The sequence below is a fragment of the Vibrio mimicus CAIM 602 genome (genome assembly GCF_000338875.1).
GTDB classification, from domain to species: Bacteria; Pseudomonadota; Gammaproteobacteria; order Enterobacterales; family Vibrionaceae; genus Vibrio; species Vibrio mimicus.
In genome coordinates this window covers 21433-43007 of record NZ_AOMO01000036.1, presented here as the reverse complement: position 1 = coordinate 43007, position 21575 = coordinate 21433, and the positions used below count along the sequence as shown (strand labels likewise).

At 46.7% G+C, this 21575-nt stretch carries 16 protein-coding genes, 2 pseudogenes and 1 riboswitch; of the genes and pseudogenes, 8 read left to right on the top strand and 10 right to left on the bottom strand.

Translation table 11 applies throughout. From position 1 onward, the window contains the following. Positions 1-9 precede the first annotated feature (9 nt). The 7 genes and pseudogenes from D908_RS0119565 to D908_RS07485 all read right to left on the bottom strand — a co-directional run bounded on the left by D908_RS0119565 (position 10) and on the right by D908_RS07485 (position 7264). A pseudogene (locus tag D908_RS0119565) lies at positions 10-601 on the bottom strand (HD domain-containing protein). A 2-nt stretch (positions 602-603) separates the two neighbouring features. After that, on the bottom strand, positions 604-1179 hold the full coding sequence (gene rimJ / locus D908_RS07460) for a ribosomal protein S5-alanine N-acetyltransferase (protein WP_001013343.1): 576 nt from the start codon (positions 1177-1179) through the stop codon (positions 604-606). Beyond that, on the bottom strand, positions 1179-2720 hold the full coding sequence (tyrR, locus tag D908_RS07465; RefSeq protein ID WP_001235502.1) for a transcriptional regulator TyrR: 1542 nt from the start codon (positions 2718-2720) through the stop codon (positions 1179-1181). The genes rimJ and tyrR overlap by 1 nt, the downstream gene beginning before the upstream one ends. 113 nt (positions 2721-2833) lie before the next feature. Beyond that, positions 2834-3850 (bottom strand): YcjF family protein, encoded by a 1017-nt coding sequence (locus tag D908_RS07470; RefSeq protein WP_005525189.1) that lies wholly within the window; start codon positions 3848-3850, stop codon positions 2834-2836. After that, entirely contained in the window at positions 3847-5220 is a 1374-nt protein-coding gene (locus D908_RS07475) for a YcjX family GTP-binding protein (RefSeq protein WP_005525187.1), read from the bottom strand. Before D908_RS07475 ends, D908_RS07470 begins: the two co-directional genes overlap by 4 nt. A gap of 223 nt (positions 5221-5443) precedes the next feature. Beyond that, positions 5444-5629, bottom strand: a complete 186-nt coding sequence (locus tag D908_RS07480; RefSeq protein WP_005525185.1) for a hypothetical protein — start codon at positions 5627-5629, stop codon at positions 5444-5446. Between the two features lie 117 nt (positions 5630-5746). Then, positions 5747-7264 (bottom strand): fumarate hydratase, encoded by a 1518-nt coding sequence (locus D908_RS07485; protein ID WP_000216107.1) that lies wholly within the window; start codon positions 7262-7264, stop codon positions 5747-5749. 175 nt (positions 7265-7439) lie between these two features. Here D908_RS07485 and pabB point away from each other — a divergent pair, with 175 nt between their 5' ends. From pabB to D908_RS07500, 4 genes and pseudogenes are all read left to right on the top strand, one after another. Then, positions 7440-8816, top strand: coding sequence for an aminodeoxychorismate synthase component 1 (gene pabB / locus D908_RS07490; RefSeq protein ID WP_005525183.1), 1377 nt, complete (start codon positions 7440-7442; stop codon positions 8814-8816). Between the two features lie 160 nt (positions 8817-8976). Then, positions 8977-9590: pseudogene (locus tag D908_RS0119560) on the top strand (CoA pyrophosphatase). Positions 9591-9888: 298 nt separating this feature from the next. Next, positions 9889-11142, top strand: a complete 1254-nt coding sequence (locus D908_RS07495) for an aromatic amino acid transport family protein (RefSeq protein ID WP_001098613.1) — start codon at positions 9889-9891, stop codon at positions 11140-11142. A gap of 92 nt (positions 11143-11234) precedes the next feature. After that, positions 11235-12596 (top strand): L-serine ammonia-lyase, encoded by a 1362-nt coding sequence (locus D908_RS07500; RefSeq protein WP_000626424.1) that lies wholly within the window; start codon positions 11235-11237, stop codon positions 12594-12596. 107 nt (positions 12597-12703) lie between these two features. On the opposite strand, the gene queD is transcribed toward D908_RS07500, so the two are convergent. Beyond that, positions 12704-13066: a 6-carboxytetrahydropterin synthase QueD gene (queD, locus tag D908_RS07505; RefSeq protein ID WP_000845980.1), complete on the bottom strand. Its 363-nt coding sequence runs from the start codon at positions 13064-13066 to the stop codon at positions 12704-12706. Between the two features lie 232 nt (positions 13067-13298). On the opposite strand from queD, the gene D908_RS07510 reads away from it, so the two are divergent. Both D908_RS07510 and asnS read left to right on the top strand, forming a co-directional pair. Beyond that, complete coding sequence (locus D908_RS07510; protein ID WP_005525179.1) at positions 13299-14930, top strand: methyl-accepting chemotaxis protein; 1632 nt, start codon at positions 13299-13301, stop codon at positions 14928-14930. Positions 14931-15075: 145 nt separating this feature from the next. Next, positions 15076-16476 carry an asparagine--tRNA ligase gene (gene asnS / locus D908_RS07515; protein WP_000220375.1) on the top strand — a complete coding sequence of 467 codons (1401 nt, stop codon included), beginning with the start codon at positions 15076-15078 and terminating at the stop codon, positions 16474-16476. Between the two features lie 62 nt (positions 16477-16538). Here asnS and thiD read toward each other — a convergent pair whose 3' ends face one another. Then, the gene (gene thiD / locus D908_RS07520; RefSeq protein ID WP_005525177.1) at positions 16539-17378 is read right to left on the bottom strand and encodes a bifunctional hydroxymethylpyrimidine kinase/phosphomethylpyrimidine kinase; all 840 of its coding nucleotides are present in this window, start codon (positions 17376-17378) and stop codon (positions 16539-16541) included. Positions 17379-17438: 60 nt separating this feature from the next. Continuing rightward, a riboswitch (TPP riboswitch) is annotated at positions 17439-17561 on the bottom strand. A gap of 34 nt (positions 17562-17595) precedes the next feature. Then, a complete protein-coding gene (locus D908_RS07525) occupies positions 17596-18213 on the bottom strand; it encodes a sugar O-acetyltransferase (protein ID WP_005525175.1) in 618 nt (205 codons plus the stop codon). Between the two features lie 287 nt (positions 18214-18500). Between D908_RS07525 and D908_RS07530 the strand changes: the two genes are divergently transcribed. Beyond that, entirely contained in the window at positions 18501-19952 is a 1452-nt protein-coding gene (locus D908_RS07530; RefSeq protein ID WP_032467634.1) for an HD domain-containing phosphohydrolase, read from the top strand. Positions 19953-20284: 332 nt separating this feature from the next. Beyond that, the gene (locus D908_RS07535; RefSeq protein WP_000462152.1) at positions 20285-21475 is read left to right on the top strand and encodes an amino acid aminotransferase; all 1191 of its coding nucleotides are present in this window, start codon (positions 20285-20287) and stop codon (positions 21473-21475) included. Positions 21476-21575 lie beyond the last annotated feature (100 nt).

Sequence of the window (21575 nt, the reverse complement as noted above, 5' to 3'; positions counted from 1 at the left end):
TGAGTTTCCTTAAACTTTCAACCAGCCGTTTTGGCTCGCTTGTTCAATAATATGTTTTGCATACTCCCAAAGGGTTTGGGAGCCATCTTCAATTTTGCGATTCACCGTCAGCGCTTGCTCACGAGTAACACCATGTTCTTGCCAACTTTGGCCTTGGTTATGATAGTTCAACAACATGGGAATGAGGCGATCCAACGCTTTCGCAAAACGGGCTTCGGCACTCTGTGCCGCTTCAAATTCTTGCCAAATCGCCAATAAGGCATCGCCTTGCTCTTTCGGCAACATACCAAACAATCTCAGCGCGGCTTGCCACTCTTTTTCTTCCTGCTCGGCTGAAGCCGCAGAATCGTACACGAAGGTATCGCCTGCATCAATTTCAACCACATCATGCAGCAAGAGCATAGTCAGCACTTTTTTTAATATCGACGGCTTCATTCGCGTACTCTTGCATCAAAATCGCCATTAGAGCGACATGCCAGCTATGTTCGGCGCTGTTTTCTAAACGTCCACCAGCGCTTTTCACTCGGGTTCGGCGCAACACGGATTTAAGGCGATCGAGTTCCATCAACAGAGCCATCTGTTGTGCTAAACGTTCTGACATGGTTATTCCTTCCAATTTGGATTGGTCAACGAGGTAAGATTATGATCTTCCCACTTACCGTTGATCAGCAGATAGTCCTTGGCATGACCTTCCAACACAAAGCCCACACGCTTGAGCACATTTTCACTGCGCTTATTGTGCGGCATGTACGAGGCCATAATGCGATGCAAATTGTGCTCAGCGAACATATGTTGGCAGGCCATACGTAAAGCACGGGTCATAATACCTTTGCCTTGTGCATCATACGCCAGCGAATAACCCACATTACAAGCATGAAATGGAAAGCGAATAATATTGCTGTACGAAATGGTTCCCAACATGGCATCAGTTTGCGCATCGATGATCAGCAAATAGTAACCGAGCTTCATTTTGTGCAGCTCATGCAGCTTGATCAGTCTTTGTAACCAACCAGCTTCAGTGAAAAATTCGGCTTCACGTTTCGGCTCCCACTCAATCAAGTGACTCTGATTATCGATAAAATACTGACTCAAACGTTCGGCATCGGCCACTTGTGCGCAACGCACTACTATTTCGCCATCGGTTTCATAGAAGTGACCATCGCTGTTAATTCCATTCATCAGCGCTTCCTTATTCCATAATCCCTCAACTTATTCGCAATCGACGTGTGAGAAACGTTAAGTCTTTTCGCCAACTTACGACTGGAAGGGAAGGATTGGAACAGGCGATCCAATACCTGTGATTCATACTCCTTCATGATGTCGTCGAGCGAGCCATCAAGGTTGATGTTAGGCGCTGAACTGACACTATCAACTTGCGGCAAGTGGAACGGCTCAATGCTTAAAACATCCCCATCAATTTCAGTTAAGGCGCGCAGCACCATATTGTCCAGTTGGCGCATGTTTCCCGGCCACTGATACTGACTCAATTTGTCCAAGACATCATCCATGACCTTAGGTTTGATCATGCCAAGCTTATTACAGTGTTTGGTGATGAATAGCTCGAGCAGCGGCTGCACATCGCTTGGGCGTTCACGCAGTGGTGGAATGCGTAAAGTCAGAACATTAAGACGATAAAACAGATCTTCACGGAAACGACGTGACTCAGCTAAATCCGCAAGGTTATAACGAGTCGAGGCGATCACACGCACATCCACATGAATTTCATGCTCTTCCCCTACTCGACGGAAGGTGCCATCTTGCAAAAAGCGCAGCAGCTTAATTTGCAGATGTGGACTCATTTCACCAATTTCATCAAGAAATACGGTGCCGCCATTGGCTTGCTCAAAAATACCTTTATGGCCTTGCTGATGATTAAAGGATCCCGGAGCATGACCAAATAACTCCGTTTCGGCCACATCATCCGGCATCGAAGCACAGCTCAGAACCAAAAATGGCGCAGAAGAACGATCCGAACGGTTATGGCACGCTTTGGCAAGCATCTCTTTGCCCGTACCCGTTTCCCCTTCAATCAGTAATGGCTGATCAAGCATGGCCAGTTTTTTCGCTTGGCTCATTAGACTCTTGTGACGATTCGAGACACCGACAAAATGCTCAAAGCCTAAGTTACTTTGTAGCGGGATCTGAGTTGTGCTGCTTAATCCAACAGTCGCAGCACGCAAAATCATCATCGCACTGGCTAAAGTCGATTGCTTGGAGTCACCAGAAATGTAGACCGGCATGATCTCCATAACGTAATCCAAGCCGTCCAACACCACTTCTTCACGTAGGCGTGATTTGCTGCCTTCAATCCAACGCGAGAAGTTGAATACCGGCATCAATGCCGATATTTGCTGACCAATCATGTTGGATTCTTCACGATTAAACAGTGCTGCTGCAGCGTGGTTAGCCATATCAACAGCGCCTTTGAGGTTGATGGCCAGTACGGCATCCGGCAGATTATTGAGCAGTGAGATCAACTCAGTGTTATGCCGTTCAATCGGCATAAACTGAATTTTCCGCACATCTTTTACCCCAGGAATGCGGCGAATTTCCGCCATCAATTCACTGAAGGTTTCAAAATCGATATCGGGGCAGTTGAGATAAATAATGCCGATCACATCGATTTCAATCCCTCGCAAATCGATGCTTTTAGAGGCGAGAATATCCAGTAACTCGCGGGTCAGACCGAGGCGGTCTTCACATAGGACTTCAAGACGCACTTTATTAGGATCCTGTTTGAAAGTGTCACGAAAAGTTGACAGTAGTTTCTACCAAGCCCAGATCGGCGTCAAGCGATCCGTTATAACGGATCGCTGTTTCCGAGAATGAATGGTTATTTCGCTAGCAAGGCCGCGACTTTACTGACCACTTGCTTGCGTACCGCACTCAGTTTGAGTTGGCGATCAGGATGCCATGGCAGTGGACGCAGCAAACCCACGGCTTTAATGCCCAAACGCGCGGTCAGAATCCCTACCCCAACACCTTGCCCTGCTCGAGCAGAAACACGTCCTGCTATATCCATCGAAAACAGATCAACGCTGGCATCCACGGCCAATTCGCTCGCTCCCGCTAGCGCCATGTTCAACAGCACCGCTTTAAACAGCTTCACGCGTGACCAGTAACCCAGTTCAACGCCATAAACTTTTGCCAGTTGATCCACCATGGAAAAGTTACGCCAAGCCACCAGCAACATATCAGCTATCGCTAGCGGGCTAATCGCCACTAATGCCGCGGCTTCTGTGGCATAACGGGTTACGATTTGGCTGGCTTGTTTATCTTGCTCCGCGACCACCAACGCATCGTATAAATCTATGATTTCTGCATCACTGTGACTGCTATTGAGCGCAGATTGCCAACGCTGGTAACCCTGTTTATCAACTTTACCTTCTTTGGCGATCTGCTGACAAAAGGCTTGGCCTTGTCCTACCGCGTCTTTCTCCATCAAGGCTTGAGCTTGCTCTTGCACACTAAAGTGTTGGCGTAAGCGGCGCAGTTTCCACAACTCTTTTCCGATGGCACCTAGGCCTAATGTCGCCAAAGCACTCACAAACCCCGCCCAACCTAGGCTGAGCCAGTCAGCGCTTTGAATGGCTTGAACTACGCTATCGACAGCCTGCCATGCCACCAAACCACTGAACGCAGCAAACAAGCCACCCGCGAACCATTTGCGCCCTTTACTAGGGCGAATAATGGTATCAATCTGTGCTTCCAGCTCTTCTGTCGGTTCTTCAACACTCATCGGCACAAACTTTTCTTGTGCGCTGAATTGCTGTTGAGCCGTGAAAGTCGGCGTTTCAATACTGCCTTGCAGCGGCTCATTAAAAATCTGTTTGGTTTTGAGATCGCTCATCGCAGTTTATCTCCAATCAGAATGTCGAGGGCTTTATCAACCCGAATGTGCTGACACGGCTCATCATTGGCGGTTGGCAACGGGCGAAACGCAGTGAAATCGAACGACTTTCGCTGCCAATACTCGGGTTCTGGCAATTTGCGCGGTACTTCACCGGGGAATAACGTGATCGACTCACCTTCCAGCGTCACACCTTGAATCGCCGCAACCTTATTGTCTCCCTGCATGATGTAGCCCGATTGCGTGGCACGTACAGAGGCCATGCTGATGCAGTTCATTTCAATATTTTCATACGCTGCATGTTGCCAAGCAGGATGAATCATCTGTTGCAACAAAGAAACCATGTTGACATGCTGATCTGGTGTCACGTGATCAGCTTTGGTTGCGGCAAACAAAACTTTATCGATTTTCGGCGCAAACAGACGACTGAGTAACCCGCTGCGACCATAACGGAAACTTTGCATGATCTGTTCAAGGGCGCTGCGCATATCCAGAAACGATTCGTGCCCCACATTGAGTGGCGATAGGCAGTCCACCAACACGATTTGGCGATCAAACGTCGCGAAATAGTGCTTATAAAAAGCTTTCACCACCTTGTTTTGATATTCCTGATAGCGCGCTTGCAGCAAAGCGTAATAGCTCTGTTTGCTCACAGAATCTTGCGGCGCATGACATGGGAAGAATTGCAGCACAGGCGCACCTTCCAGCTCTCCGGGCAACACAAATCGCCCCGGCTGCACCCAATGTAACCCATTGGCTTTACATTGATGCAGATAGTCGGTGTAGCGTGCAGCAATTTCCGCCAAGGTTTGCTCATTGGCTTCTTGGCTAATATCAAGCTGCTCAACGGCTTCACACCATTGCGCTGCGAGTTCTTTGCGCAAGCCATGCAGGGCATTGAATTGCTGTGCTGACCAGGTTGCGTAATCCATCTCCAAGAGCGGTAAATCGAGCAACCACTCTCCGGGATAGTCGATGATGTCGAGATACAGAGTCGCGCTGCTGGTTAATAATTTTTTGCTGCGTTTTTTCGGCTTGTATTTGATCGCCAAACGAATTTCGCTCACATCTCGCGTTGGAATTGGCCATTGTGCAGGACTGCTTTGCAGTTGCATCAGCGCTTCATCATAAGCAAAGCGTGGCACCATCATGTTGGTTTGTGGCACACGTTTAGCGCCGATAAAACGCTGTTCGCGCCCCGCAGCCAATAGCGGCAAATTCTGATGGGTGGAGGTGTGTAATAGCTGATTAACCAGCGAGGTGATGAAGGCGGTTTTGCCCGCTCGAGAAAGCCCCGTCACGGCCAAACGCACATGAGAATCCATACCGCGATGGATAAAATCGCTCATTTCTTGACGAATTCGCTGCATTCTTTACTCCAAATTAGGATTTAGCACAGCTTAATAAACTCAAGCTTAATGTGAGATGAATAGCCCTTCCGACTTGAAGCTGCAGCGGTATAAGCTGCAACTTCAAGTTGTCTGGGTAAATGCTCCCGCCATTTCCAGCGTAGGGATCTAGAGGAGTTTTTGTAGATAACTCACCTCTACCGTGTTTAAGGATCGTTCAGATTATAGAGGTGATGAGGAGAAATTAATCTTCTTCAATCAGTTTGTAGATCACAAACAGAGCGATTTCGAGCAACACAAACAGGACGCAGGTAATGGTGACGTATTTCTCATTGAAAATACTGATGCCATGCAGAATGAGGTCATAACCGACCACTGCACCAATCACCACCGCAATAATAATTTGTAGAATTTGAATAAAACGAGGCATGATAACTCCTGACGTATCGATAACGGGATGAATTGTAATATTAAAAAGGTGCAACTTGCGCTGCACCTTTGTCATTTTTTTGCCAAGTGTCTCGATTAAAGAACGGGATGAAACCCTTTACTTGGCGGCTTCAGCGATTTTTACTCGCCAAGTATCTGGGCCAATTTGGTGCGCATTCGCGCCAGTTGAATCCACGGCAACAGTGACTGGCATATCTTCAACCTCAAATTCGTAGATCGCTTCCATACCAAGGTCTTCAAACGCGACCACGCGAGCTTTCTTGATGGCTTTCGCCACTAAATAAGCGGCACCGCCAACCGCCATCAAATAAACGGCTTTGTGTTTCTTGATCGATTCCACGGTTGCTGGGCCACGCTCTGCTTTACCAATCATGCCCATGACGCCCACTTCTTCAAGCATCATGTCGGTAAACTTATCCATACGCGTTGAGGTTGTTGGGCCTGCTGGGCCAACCACTTCATCTCCCACCGCATCCACTGGGCCAACGTAGTAAATAAACTTGCCTTTCAAATCCACACCTTCAGGCAGTTTCTCGCCTTTTTGCAGCATGGTTTGAATGCGTTTATGTGCTGCGTCACGACCGGTTAGGATCTTTCCAGACAGCAGTACGGTTTCACCCGTTTTCCAAGTTTGGATTTCTTCACGGGTGATGTTATCAAGGTTCACACGGCGCGTATTCGCGCCCGCTTCCCAAGTGATTTGGGGCCAGTCTTCTAACTTAGGGGGTGTTAGCTGCGCAGGACCACTGCCATCAAGAGTGAAATGCACATGGCGCGTTGCCGCACAGTTCGGAATTAGGCACACAGGTTTTGACGCCGCGTGAGTTGGCGCAGATTTGATTTTTACATCCACCACAGTGGTCAAACCACCAAGGCCTTGTGCGCCGATACCAAGCTTATTCACACGGTTGAAAATATCTAGACGCAGCTCTTCTTCAGCGTTTTGTGGACCACGTTCGATCAGCTCATGAATATCAATGTGTTCCATCAAGGCTTCTTTCGCCAGCACCGCTGCTTTCTCGGCAGTACCGCCAATACCAATGCCGAGCATGCCCGGTGGGCACCAGCCCGCGCCCATAAGCGGCACGGTTTTCTCTACCCATTCCGCAATATCATCTGACGGGTTGAGCATCACCATCTTGGTTTTGTTTTCACTGCCGCCACCTTTGGCCGCAATTTGAATATCCACTTTATCGCCTGGCACCATGTTGATGTGTACCACAGCTGGGGTGTTGTCTTTGGTATTGATGCGTTTGCCCGCAGGGTCCATCAATACCGAGGCACGCAGTGGGTTATCTGGGTTGGTGTACGCTTGGCGCACGCCCTCATCCACCATCTGCTGCACTGTCATATCGGTAGAGTCCCATTGCACACCCATACCGATGTTCACGAAGCAAGTAACGATACCTGTGTCCTGACAAATTGGGCGGTGTCCTTCCGCTGACATGCGAGAGTTGATCAGGATCTGGGCTATCGAGTCTTTCGCCGCTTGGCTTTCTTCACGTTGGTAGGCTTTTTCTAGGGCTTTTACAAAGTCTAATGGGTGGTAGTAGGAGATGTACTGCAGCGCATCAGCAACACTGCTGATCACATCTTGCTTGCGTATTACCGTCATTGCTTGCCTCGTTATTGTTATGCTTCCGTGTACTGCGACTAGTGTGAACAACCGCTTCCAGAACAGAAGAAGACTCTCACTCTTTAAGTAGCAGCTTTGTATGAGATTTTTATGATACTCTTGGTTTCCCCGCGATGCTACGCAATGAACGGTTTCTCTGTCACAAATTACACAAATGAATAACAACCAAATTTTGTCAATTGAACACAAACAGTTAACTTATCACCCTGATATTGCTAAACAATTTTTCACGCACATTGAACAGCAACCTTGGGCGATGCTGCTGCGCTCCGCTTCTACCACTCATATGGATAGCCGCTTTGATATTCTGGTCGCCAATCCTTTAGCCACTTTAGTGACCTTTGGTGATGAAACGGAAATCAGCACTCAGAATAGCGTGACATTGTCACGAGAAGATCCCTTTACATTACTGGCACAAGCTCAGCAACACTACTTGCCAGAACGTTCTTGTGCACATGAATTGCCTTTTATCGGCGGTGCGCTTGGCTATTTCGCTTATGATTTGGGGCGACGTGTTGAAACCATTCCGACCTTAGCAGAACAGGACATTGCCATGCCAGATATGGCGGTGGGAATTTACCCTTGGGCGCTGGTCGTTGATCATCAAAAACAGACGGCGCAGTTAGTCGGTGAAGGCGTTGAGGATGCTTGGGCTTGGCTAAGCCAACAACAAGTGGCGAACCAAGCAGATACTTCAGATTTTGCGCTGACTTCACATTGGCGATCCAATATGAGTTATGCCGCCTACCAAGATAAATTTACCCGAGTACAGCAGTATTTGCGTTCCGGAGACTGTTATCAAATCAACCTCGCGCAGCGCTTTCAGGCTCATTACACCGGCAGTGAATGGCAAGCGTATTTGAAATTGGAAGCTGGCAACCAAGCGCCCTTCTCCGCCTTTTTGCGTCTACCGCAAGGCGCTATTTTAAGCGTCTCTCCAGAACGTTTTCTGCAAGTGGCAGATCGGGTGATTGAAACCAAACCGATCAAAGGCACTCGCCCCCGTAGTGCTGACAGCCAGCAAGATAAAGCGTTAATGCAAGATTTAGCTATGGCGGAAAAGGATCAAGCGGAAAACTTGATGATTGTTGACCTGCTGCGTAATGACATTGGTCGCGTGGCTACACCGGGCAGTGTTCATGTTCCTAAACTGTTTGATGTGGAGAGCTTTCCTGCTGTGCACCATCTGGTGAGCACGATTCGCGCAACTCTCGATGAACACTATGAACTGGCCGATCTGCTACGTGCTTGTTTCCCCGGCGGCTCCATTACTGGCGCGCCCAAAGTTCGGGCGATGGAAATTATTGAGGAGCTTGAGCCCCATCGACGTAGCGCTTATTGCGGCTCGATTGGTTATCTCAGTCGCCATGGAAAAATGGACACCAGCATCACCATTCGCACTCTCGTGGCTTATCAGCAACAGCTCTATGCTTGGGCGGGCGGCGGTTTAGTGGCGGATAGCGAGTGCGCCTCCGAATACCAAGAAACGCTCGATAAACTGAGCCGAATCCTCCCTACTTTGGAGAGTTAATCTTTCCCCATCCACTCATAATGGCAGCGAGTAAAACCTTCGCTGCCATTTTCACATTTTACATGTTCACAATCGGTCAAATGTGCTTCACTCAGCAGCATGATTCTTCAAAACACGCTATAACATGTGTTGTACGTTAATCACGGTATAGAGGCCATCTTTGCGAAATATCAGCCGTAACGAATTTATCCAGCAGTTTCAGCTCAATTTACCTGCAGCCTATCATCAGGAAAGCTTGCTGCGAGTCGCTCATTTAGCACCCGATTCACTGCGTAAAGCTTCAGTATTGATTGGTGTGGTTGAACGGCAACAAGGATTGCAGGTGATTTTGACAAAACGAGCAGCGCATTTAAGGCACCATCCTGGCAGATCAGTTTTCCCGGTGGCAAATATGAAGAAAGCGATCACTCGTTGCAGCAAACCGCCAAGCGTGAAGCGCGTGAAGAGATAGGCATCAGTGAAGAGAAGATCCACATTGTCGGCCAATTACCAGAGTTAGTCACTGTGAGCCAATTTGCGGTGACGCCTATTTTGGCGTTTGTGGAATCGGACTACCAAATTCAGCTCGATCACAACGAAGTCGATGAAGTTTTCGAAGTGCCGATCAGTTTTTTGCTCGATCGAAAAAAGCTCTACACAGGAACGTTTCAGCTAAAAAACCACCGCCATCGAGTGTTCGCCATCCCCTATAAACAACATTTTATATGGGGTATGACCGCACAAATCATCCAATCCCTCCAAAAACAATTTATTAATTACAATGAGTTAGTCTGATTTGGTTTTTTACTTATTTTTGTTAACAGCAATCTTGTAATTAGAAAATCTAATCCCAAATCAAAGCAAACGTTTGCCAGCTCATTCACTGAGAATTTTTCACCCGAAGATAACTTTATCTAATCCATAGCATTAACAATTCTCACATGTGGCACGCCAATTTCGTGATCGAAAATAGGTTTTTGATAGAAGTTTCAATAAGCGCGGCCAATCATGATTTAGATCTAGTTTTATTCTGTGAAAAATGTGCAAAAATGCGCTCCGACTTATTTCCTGTTCCCAAAATGAGTAAAAACATATGAATACTACAACAGCGGCTACTTCTACAGCACGTTCTGCTAGCAAGTGGACCTACAAAGATTTCACCTGGGCCCTGTCCCTTTTCGGTACTGCGGTCGGTGCAGGTGTACTATTTCTACCTATTAAAGCTGGTGCAGGTGGTTTCTGGCCATTAGTAATCCTTGCTTTAATTGCAGCGCCAATGACATGGTTTGCTCACAAGTCTTTGGCTCGTTTCGTTTTATCTGCCAAAAACCCAGACGCAGACATCACTGACACTGTAGAAGAGCACTTCGGAAAAACTGGCGCTAACCTTATTACGTTTGCTTACTTCTTCGCCATCTACCCTATCGTGCTAATTTACGGTGTAGGTATCACTAACACAGTGGATTCTTTCCTAGTAAACCAAGTGGGTATGGAATCCATTCCTCGCTGGTTGCTTTCTGGTGCACTGATTACTGCTATGACTGCGGGAGTTGTGTTTGGTAAAGAGCTGATGCTGAAAGCCACTTCTGCCATGGTTTACCCACTGGTGTTCATCCTGGTAGCTCTGTCTTTCTATCTGATCCCAGATTGGAACACTTCTATGATGGAAGTCGCACCTGACTGGTCTGCAATGCCTGCTATCGTATGGCTTGCCATTCCAATCATCGTGTTCTCTTTCAACCACAGCCCAATCATTTCTCAATTCTCTAAAGAGCAACGCCAACAGTTTGGTGACGATGCGGTGAAGAAAACCGACATGATCACTGGCGGCGCAGCAATGATGCTGATGGGTTTTGTTATGTTCTTCGTATTCTCTGTGGTTCTGTCACTGTCTCCTGAAGAACTGGCCATGGCGAAAGAACAAAACATCTCTGTTCTGTCTTACCTAGCCAACGAACACGCTTCACCAATCATCTCTTACTTAGGCCCAATCGTGGCATTTGCAGCGATCACTTCAAGCTACTTTGGTCACTTCCTAGGTGCTCATGAAGGTCTAGTTGGTCTGGTGAAATCTCGCAGCGATATGCAAATCAGCAAGATTGAAAAAATCTCTCTGGGCTTCATCGTAATCACCACTTGGATTGTTGCGATTGTTAACCCAAGTATCCTTGGCATGATAGAAACCATGGGTGCACCAATGATTGCCGCTATCCTGTTCCTGCTGCCTGTATTTGCAATGCACAAGGTACCTGCGATGGCGAAGTTCAAGACTTCAGCACCTGTACAGATTTTTACAGTTATTTGTGGCTTGGCTGCCATTAGTTCTGTAATCTACGGCGCTCTTTAATCTCTACCTCTGCGTATGAGCTTAAAACACAAAACATAACTATACCAAAAGCCTCCCTAACCCTAGGGGGGCTTAGTTTTGAGGCATTCAAAATGATTAGTGTATTTGACATCTATAAAATCGGTGTTGGTCCTTCGAGCTCACACACGGTTGGACCGATGAAAGCGGGTAAAGAGTTTATTGATGAACTTCGCTCAATGGGAAAATTGCGCGACATCACTAAAATCACCGTGGACGTTTATGGATCGCTATCACTGACAGGGAAAGGTCACCACACGGATATCGCTATCATCATGGGTCTGGCAGGCAATACGCCAGAGAAAGTGGATATCGATTCCATCCCGAGCTTTATCGCTCGCGTAGAAGAAACAGAACGTCTTCCTGTTGGTATGCACTGTCATACCGTCTCTTTCCCTCGTGAAGGTGGGATGAATTTCCACCGCACTAATCTGCCTTTGCATGAAAACGGCATGCAGATTCACGCATGGATTAATGACGAGAAAATCTTCAGCAAAACTTACTACTCTATCGGTGGTGGTTTCATCGTTGATGAAGAGCACTTCGGTAAAGAGAGTGAATCTCTCATTCAAGTTCCTTATGTTTTCCGCTCTGCTGAAGAGTTGCTGAACCAGTGTAAAGAGAGTGGCCTCTCTATCAGCACGCTGGTAATGGCGAACGAAAAAGCCATGCATTCAGACGAAGAAGTGCGCACCTATTTCGCCAACATCTGGCGCACTATGCGCGAGTGTATGGAACGCGGTATGAACACCGAAGGTATCCTGCCAGGGCCTTTGCGTGTACCACGCCGTGCTGCAGCACTGCGTCAACAACTGCTGACTTCAGAAAAAACCACCAACGATCCAATGGCGGTAGTTGACTGGGTTAACATGTATGCGTTTGCGGTTAACGAAGAGAACGCAGCTGGTGGCCGTGTAGTCACTGCACCAACCAACGGTGCGTGCGGCATTATCCCTGCGGTACTCGCCTACTACGACAAATTCATCCAAACCGTGACTGAGAAAGACTACATCCGCTACTTCGCTGCTTCTGGCGCAATTGGTGGTTTGTACAAGCGTAATGCGTCTATCTCTGGTGCGGAAGTAGGCTGTCAAGGCGAAGTCGGTGTGGCTTGTTCTATGGCAGCTGCGGGCCTAGCTGAGCTTTTAGGCGGTAGCCCAGAGCAAGTATGTATGGCGGCTGAAATCGCAATGGAACACAACCTTGGTTTGACTTGTGACCCAGTTGCAGGACAAGTACAGGTTCCATGTATCGAGCGTAACGGTATTGCAGCGGTGAAAGCGATCAACTCAACCCGTATGGCGCTGCGTCGTTCTTCTGCCCCACGTGTTTCACTGGATAAAGTGATTGAAACCATGCTGGAAACTGGCAAGGACATGAATGCTAAGTACCGTGAAACTTCACAAGGTGGCTTGGCAATCAAAGTGATCTGCTAATCGCTGCACTTTTTACTGCTACAGAAACGCCCGGATATCCGGGCGTTTTTTTATTCTCATGACGATCAGACAAGCTTTATCTGCAAAGCGAGTTTGATGGTTCTTCGTTATTCGCCGCGATAAATACAACCCGCCGTACAGGTTTCTTTAATCTCGACTTTGCTCAGCAGCGGTAAGCTTGGCTTGAGCTGTTGCCAAATCCATTTTGCCAACACTTCACTGGTCGGGTTCTCTAACCCTTCAATATCGTTCAGGTAATAGTGATCGAGACGATCATAAATTGGTTTAAAGGCAGCTTTAATTTCAGCAAAATCCACTACCCAACCTGTATAAGGATCAACCTCACCTTCAACATACAGGCGAACTAAGAAAGAGTGTCCATGTAAGCGACCACACTTATGACCTGCTGGTACATGCGGCAGGTGGTGAGCAGCCTCAAACATAAACTCTTTGTATAATTCTGTTTTCATCATCATTCTCGGGGCATAAAAAGAGGCGTCATACTATGAAATCTCGTAGTGTGATACAAGCTCATTTCCCTCTTCGCTCAAAGGAGAATGTCATCTTTCCTGATGTTCAATTTCCCCTCTGACATAACCATACTTTGGGTATGGTCACAGTAACCAGATTAATACTTTTGTGGTACGAAAAGTTAACGCTATATTTACATAAATCAGGGTTACTTATAATTACAAAACTATCATGAGCTCATCCATTCTTAATAAATTGCTGCTGACATTAATCACTGTTTTTGCCTTGGTATTGGCTGGTTCAACGACTTATCAATATTGGCAACAACGCGATCTTATCCACTCCGTTTTGAGCGAACAGCTCCACGATAAAGCCAGTAACTACTTCGATAGCCTAAATATGATGATGCTGACTGGCACTATGGCGCAAAAAGAGACGCTACGCCAAAAAGCCTTAGCCCAAGACGGAATTGAACAAGTACGTGTAATTCGTGCGGAAACCGTGAATAAACTCTATGGCCCGGGGATGCCGGAACAAAAACCACAAGACGAGATTGATCAACGTGCCCTCTCCGGTGAAACAGTGATTGAGCCTTACTCAAGCGATTGGGGTAAAGGGATTGTGGTCGCCCTGCCAATGAAATCGAGTGAAAACTATCGTGGTACTAACTGTGTGGCCTGCCATATGACTCCGGAAGGGGAAGTGCTCGGTGTCATCCGCCTTGAGTTTAACCTTAACCATTTAACGCAAATGGTGAACCATCGGACTCTAATTGGCGTTGGCATTATGTCGGTAATTGCCTTGTTCGGCTTTATGGTCACTCTGTTTTTCATGCGCCGAATTATTGTTCTACCACTTCAAAAAACGTCCACTTTTATGTGTGATGTCAGTAAAAGTAAAGATCTCTCTCATCGTCTGGCAACCAACAAAAAAGACGAGTTAGGTCAGCTCGCTGTCTCCATTAACTCTTTAATGGACACTGTCTCAGACAGCTTGCAGCAAGTACAAGAAACCTCTCATTCACTTGCCGACTCGGCGAAAAAACTCACAGATGTGGCTCAAATCACCGATCAAGCCGCCAATAACCAGCAAAAAGAAACCGCTGAAGTGCAGATCAACATTACCGATATGCAAAACAAGCAACAGCAAGTGGAATTTGCCACCGAAGAAGCGTCGAAACTGGTTAATCACACCACCACAGTTGTTCAGCAAAGTGCCCAACAAGCGCATGTCGCCAGTGAGGACATTAAAAATCTGGTGGGCGATATTGAATCAGTCAAACAGCGCATTGTTGATTTAAACAATCAGACCACTCAAGTCTCCTCAATTCTTGGTGTCATCAAAGGTATTGCCGAGCAGACTAACCTGCTGGCTTTAAACGCCGCCATTGAAGCTGCACGAGCTGGCGAGCAAGGCCGCGGCTTTGCCGTCGTTGCTGATGAAGTACGCCATTTGGCATCGCGCACTGCTGAGGCGACAGGCAATATCGAAAACATCATTGCGGGCTTCCAACGAGATAGCCAAGCTTCCCTAACTTCTGTAGATACCGTGTGCTCTCAAGCTCATCAACGTTCCTCTGAGATTGAAGAACTTTCAAAAGTGATGACGCATGTGGTCAGTGAGATGCAACAAGTACTCAATCATGCGATGGGAATTCAAGAGCAAACCAAACGTACGACTGAAGTCAGCCATGAGATCCAAAGTAAAGTCGATGTGATCACTCATCATGCTGATGACACTTCGCATTCAGCGAGCGAAACGCGTGAAATCAGTGTCGATCTTGAACATTTATCGCAACAATTGGAGTCATTGCTCAACCAATTTACCTTGATTGAGAAGAATTCTGCGCGGAAACCACATTAAAGGTTGAAGCTGACAAATTGACAGGTAATATGTTCCGTTGAATCTGTAAAACTCTCTACAACCCAATGTTTCGTCTATTTTTTGCGCAACGATTGCTGCAAATGACATTGGGATGTCTTTTATCTCAACGGAGACTGTAATAAACATGACTTACGCGCCTGTAAATGACGTACTAAGCGGCAAGCTCGCAGTAGACAGTGAAGTCACTGTTCGCGGCTGGGTTCGCACACGTCGTGATTCCAAAGCTGGAATTTCGTTTCTTGCCATCTATGACGGCTCTTGTTTCAACCCGATTCAGGCCGTGGTTCCTAATAATCTGAATAATTACGACAATGAAGTCCTGAAGCTAACGACAGGCTGTTCAGTTGAAGTAACTGGTACGATTGTTGAGTCTCCAGCGTCTGGTCAAGCTTTTGAACTGGCTGCGACTGCGGTAAAAGTGGTTGGTTGGGTTGAAGATGCCGACACTTACCCAATGGCGAAAACTCGTCATTCTATTGAATATCTGCGTGAAGTTGCTCACCTGCGTCCACGTACCAACGTGATCGGTGCAGTTGCACGTGTACGTAACTGCTTGGCTCAAGCCATTCACCGCTTCTACCATGAGCAAGGTTACTTCTGGGTTTCTGCTCCACTGATCACCGCTTCTGATGCAGAGGGTGCGGGTGAGATGTTCCGCGTATCAACGCTGGATATGGAAAACCTGCCACGCACTGACGCAGGCAAAGTGGATTACAACCAAGACTTCTTTGGTAAAGAAACTTTCCTAACTGTATCTGGCCAGTTGAACGGTGAAGCGTACGCTTGCGCATTGAGCAAAGTGTACACTTTCGGCCCTACTTTCCGTGCTGAAAACTCGAACACCAGCCGTCACTTGGCGGAATTCTGGATGGTTGAACCTGAAGTTGCGTTTGCTGATCTGAACACAGTGGCAAAACTGGCTGAAGACATGCTGAAGTATGTGTTCAAAGCCGTACTGGCAGAGCGTCGTGACGATCTTGAGTTCTTTAACGACCGTATCAACAACGAAGTGATCGCCCGCCTTGAGAAGTTTGTAGATTCAGACTTCGCACAAGTGGATTACACCGATGCGATCGAAATTCTGAAAAACTGTGGCAAAACGTTTGAGTTCCCAGTTGAGTGGGGTATCGACTTAGCTTCTGAGCACGAGCGTTTCCTCGCTGAGGAACACTTCAAAGCACCAGTAATCGTGAAGAACTATCCAAAAGACATCAAAGCCTTCTACATGCGTATGAACGAAGATGGCAAAACCGTTGCGGCGATGGACGTATTAGCTCCGGGCATTGGTGAAATCATCGGTGGTTCACAACGTGAAGAGCGTTTGGATGTTCTGGATGCACGTATGCGTGAATTCGGTATCGATCCTGAGCACATGGATTGGTATCGCGATCTGCGCCGTTACGGCACAGTTCCACACGCAGGCTTCGGTCTAGGCTTCGAGCGTCTCGTGTCTTACGTAACTGGTATGGGTAACGTACGTGACGTTATTCCGTTCCCACGTACTCCACGTAGCGCGAACTTCTAATTCAACGCCGTTGAATGCAAAAACCGTCTCCTACGAGACGGTTTTTTTATATCTGGAGCTCACTATACTTCGCTTTTATCCATTTGAAGCTGATAAAAATGGTGTACTGGCCCATAACCTTGACCAATTTTCAGTTGATCAGCATGCAAGATCGCCTGATGAATATATTGCTTAGCTTTCTCGACAGCATCTTTCAACGCATGACCTTGAGCGAGATAGGATGCAATCGCCGATGAAAGTGAACACCCCGTGCCATGCGTATTCTTAGTGGCAATCCGTGGCGCGCGGAAATGGTGGATATTATCAACCTCGATAAGCAGATCATCACTGTCCATTTGCTGATGATTATGCCCCCCTTTGAGCAAGACGGCTTGGGTGTCTAACTGACGTAGTGTAGCAATGCCCTGCTGTGGATTTTGTTGCCATTCCTGCTCTGTCATTCCAACTAAAACCGCCGCCTCCGGTAAATTAGGCGTGATTATGCTAGCAAGCGGTAACAGCTCATTTTTTAGGGTGACAACGGCATCTTCCGCGAGTAAATGATGCCCACTGGTCGAGATCATCACCGGATCGAGCACAATCCATTTAGGTTGATATTGACGCAATTTCTTGGCAACCAGAGCGATGATTTGGGCATCCGCCAACATACCAATTTTTACCACCAATACAGGAATATCACAGAAAATCGCATCCAATTGCTGTTCAAGTATTTCTAAAGGCAGAGGATAAACCGCGGAAACGCCCAGTGTATTTTGCGCGGTAATTGCGGTGATGGCAGAACAAGCATAACTGCCGGTTGCAGATATGGCTTTGATATCGGCTTGAATCCCCGCTCCGCCGCCACTGTCTGAACCAGCAATGGTTAGCACTATAGGGGTAGGATTTGAAGAGATTAGTGGCATAAAGGCTCCTGTGAAAAACAGGAACTGATCCCAAACCGCAGATGAATGGCGAAACAATACGAGCTGTTGAGGATAGTTCCCTACGTCAGTCCTAACTGAATCAGGTTCAACGGGTCTCGCTACGCGATCTCAGCCTTCGATTCGCACTCTTTCATGCGCTCTCAGGCTCCCCGACTACGAGCGGCATCTTAACAGCATTTAATGCGGTGGACAGCGATTATTTCTCACTTTCAATAAAATCGAGATCACGCCACATTTCATCTAATTCCGCTTCAGACGGCATTTCACTGTGCTCAATTTGGCGAATCACTCGGCATGGGTTCCCCACGGCAACGCAATCCGGCGGTATATCTCTTGTTACCACGCTTCCTGCACCAATCACACTACGAGCGCCAATGGTGACACCATCAAGCACAATAGCACCAGCGCCAAGCCACACGTTATCTTCAATAACAATCGGATTACCAGCCGCAATCGGTAACACACGCTGCGCGAGATCCAGTGGATGCCCGACGGTACTGATCACAACATTTGGCCCCATCTGCACATATTCACCAATCGTCACCGGGGCAATATCCAAAATAGTGACGTTAGTGTTTAAGAAACCGCCACACTTGAAATGAATGTTATGGCCTAAATCACAGAAAAACGGAGGCACAATCGTCACACCGTTCGCCGCACCCAATATCGAATTTAATATCGCTTGCCGTTCAGCATGCTGGGCTGGACGTGTATGGTTGAAGTCATACAGTTTCTCTTTGACCTCCGTTTGATAGGTTATCAAATCTCGGTTTATGGGTAACTGAACTGAAAAATCCTTTAAATCACGACTCATATACTTCCTTATATTCTTTTTACCTCCTGACCATAAGCACTCAGATCGAATAGGAAAACCTCGTTGCATAAAGGTTGAGAGTCAAATAACACAATACATTAGGCCATTCGAATTTAAGACTGATACGACCACACGGAAAATCGCCTCTCTATGATGGTCATTGTTTGTCGATGTCGATAAAATCCGCGCCTTCCATTCAAAATGATAATAAATCGCACTTGCTTTAATTAAGCAGCTTATACTTGAGTTGCCGTTACTTATTGACCATTTTGGTAATACTGCTTGCTATGAATAATCCACAATACAATATCAAACTCACTTTCGGGCTGTACGCTCTCGCGGGTATCCTATTCGCCTTGTATACGAGCCGAGTCTGCCCTTTTCTTGCCACTCTAACCACTCGTGAAATTGCCACCCACGTTAGCGTGGTATTTTTCCTCGCATGGCTGATCCGTCATACATTGCTTCGCCATCACTCATGGGCAAAGAAACAACAATTCACTCAATTAGATACCTGCCTGCTGTTCTGTATCAGCATCCCTTTCGCAGCTTATTACAACTTTCATTACCAATTCACACTCGATAGCAATTTGAAAGTGTTGTTTGGCATGACCTTATTTGGCTTTTTTACTGGGGCTTTACTGCAATTAAGCGCCAAATTACGCACATTACGCCAAACACCACAGGCCATGACGGTAGCGCTCTTTTCCCTTGAGCGACGTTCTTTAGTGAATCAGTTGATTGGTCTGATTTTTATTTTGGTTTGCACCTTAACCATAGTGCTCAGTATGGTGGCATTGAAAGATATTTACTGGTTAGAGAATCATCCAACCCACTTACTCGACGGCAGCGGAAAAATCAGCATTCTGAAGGAGTTTATCTTCCTTTCTCTGGTGCTTGGTGGCTATGTTACCGCTATTTTGGTGTTGTGGAGCCGTGTGATAAAAGAGATCCTCGCTCACCAAGAACACTCTTTACAGGCTGTCACGGAAGGTAACCTCCAAGTTCGCGTACCCATTTATTCTAACGATGAGTTGGGTAACGTAGCCATGCTGACCAATCAGATGTTAGACAGCTTAGAAACCACGCAAAATGAAGTAAAAACGACGCGAGATGTCGCGATTGTCAGCCTTTCAGCCCTTGCTGAATCACGAGACAATGAAACAGGCGCTCATATCCTTCGTACCCAGGAATACGTCAAGGCGCTCGCTGAACACATGGCGCAGTACCAGAAACATAAAGCCTTGTTAACTCCCAACTATATTGAATTGCTGTATAAATCAGCGCCGTTGCATGATGTAGGTAAAGTCGGAATTCCAGATTCAGTTCTGCTTAAGCCAGGAAAACTCACCGATGACGAATTCGCGATAATGAAGGATCACCCACACATTGGCGCACAAGCTTTAGCGATTGCCGAAAAACATTTAGGCACCAGTTCATTCTTAGCAATTGCCAAAGAAATCGCCCTAACCCATCACGAAAAGTGGAACGGCACGGGGTATCCCGCACAATTACAGGGTGAAAATATCCCGCTTTCTGGTCGTTTGATGGCATTGGCCGATGTTTACGACGCATTAATTTCCGCGCGTGTCTACAAACCTGCTTTTAGCCATGAGAAAGCCAAATCGATTATTGTCGAAGGTTCGGGAAATCATTTTGATCCGGAGGTGGTTGATGCTTTTCTTGCTGTTGAAGAGAAGTTCATCACTATTGCGGCGCATTTTAAAGATTCAGAATAAGGCTCATTTGTAGGCAATCTTCGCGGGTTCTAATTCAAAATAAGGTTTATTGGAAATTTAGTACGTAATAATCAAAAAATTCGCTGAATTTGATAAATGACAATGAGCACTATAAAGCGCCATATTAAGAAAAAGCCCAGCCCTAAGCTGAAAAGCTTAGGGCTTTTACATAATAAAATGACCTGCTATTCCCAATTCCTCAGCCAAGTAAAAATTTTTCGATATTTTCTTTCAGGTACTGTTGTCACAGGAATTCGAGGAAGGTATAAATACGGTAAATTTTGATGAGTTCAATCATCCCTTTCCACCCTAACTTGACATGGATGTGCATTATGTTCGAAAAAGTCGTTGCCGCCCCAGCAGACCCAATTCTTGGTTTAACTGAAGAGTTCAAAAAAGACCCTCGTACCGACAAAATTAACCTCGGTGTGGGTATTTATAAGAATGAAGCAGGCGAAACCCCTGTTCTCGCTACCGTAAAGAAAGCAGAGGCAGCACTGCTTGAATCAGAGAAAACCAAATCTTATCTGACTATTGAAGGGACTGCAGAGTACGGTTTAGCCGTGCAAAAACTGCTGTTCGGCGAAAATTCAAACATAGTGACCCAAAAACTGGCAAAAACCGCACAAGCTCCAGGTGGTACAGGTGCTCTGCGTGTTGCTGGCGAATTTATTAAGCGTCAATTGGGTGATGTAAAAGTGTGGATCAGCAACCCAACTTGGGCTAACCACCACGGTGTGTTCAATGCAGCGGGTTTAGAAACCACACAATACGCATACTATGATGCCGAAGCTAAAGACAAAAACTTTGCTGCTATGCTGGCTGATTTAGAGCAAGCAGCGAAAGGCGATGTGGTACTGCTACACGGGTGCTGTCACAACCCAACAGGCATCGATCCAACAGAACAAGAATGGGAAGTACTGGCAAAGTTAGTTGCCGATAAAGGTCTTCTGCCTCTGTTTGACTTTGCTTACCAAGGTTTTGCAACTGGTGTGGAAGAAGATGCAGCAGGTCTGCGTACTTTTGCGAAATACAATTCAGAAATTCTCGTCGCAAGCTCGTTCTCAAAGAACTTTGGTCTGTACAACGAACGTGTGGGTGCTTTCACTCTGGTTGCATCTTCAGCAGCGACTGCTGAAACTGCATTTTCACAAGTGAAAGCGATTATTCGTTCAATCTACTCAAACCCTCCAGCTCACGGCGCCGCTGTTGTCACTTACATTCTGAACAACCCAGCTTTGCGTGCTGAGTGGGAAGCAGAAGTTGCAGAGATGCGTGAACGTATTCAAGAAATGCGTGTGCTGTTCGTAAACACGTTGAAAGAAGTCGGTGTAGACGCTGATTTCAGCTTCATTGAACGCCAAAACGGCATGTTCTCTTTCTCTGGTCTGAGCAAAGAGCAAGTTGCCCGTTTGAAATCAGAGCTAGGCATTTACATTGTTGGGTCAGGTCGTATCAGTGTTGCTGGCATGACGAAATCTAACATGCTGCCACTTTGCAAAGGCATTGCTGCGGTAATGTAATTTCGCAACAAAAACACTTTCTTAAAACCGGCTTAAACAGCCGGTTTTTTTGTTTAACTTTTATCTCCAACTTCACTTTACCCGGTTCTTCCCCTGTGTG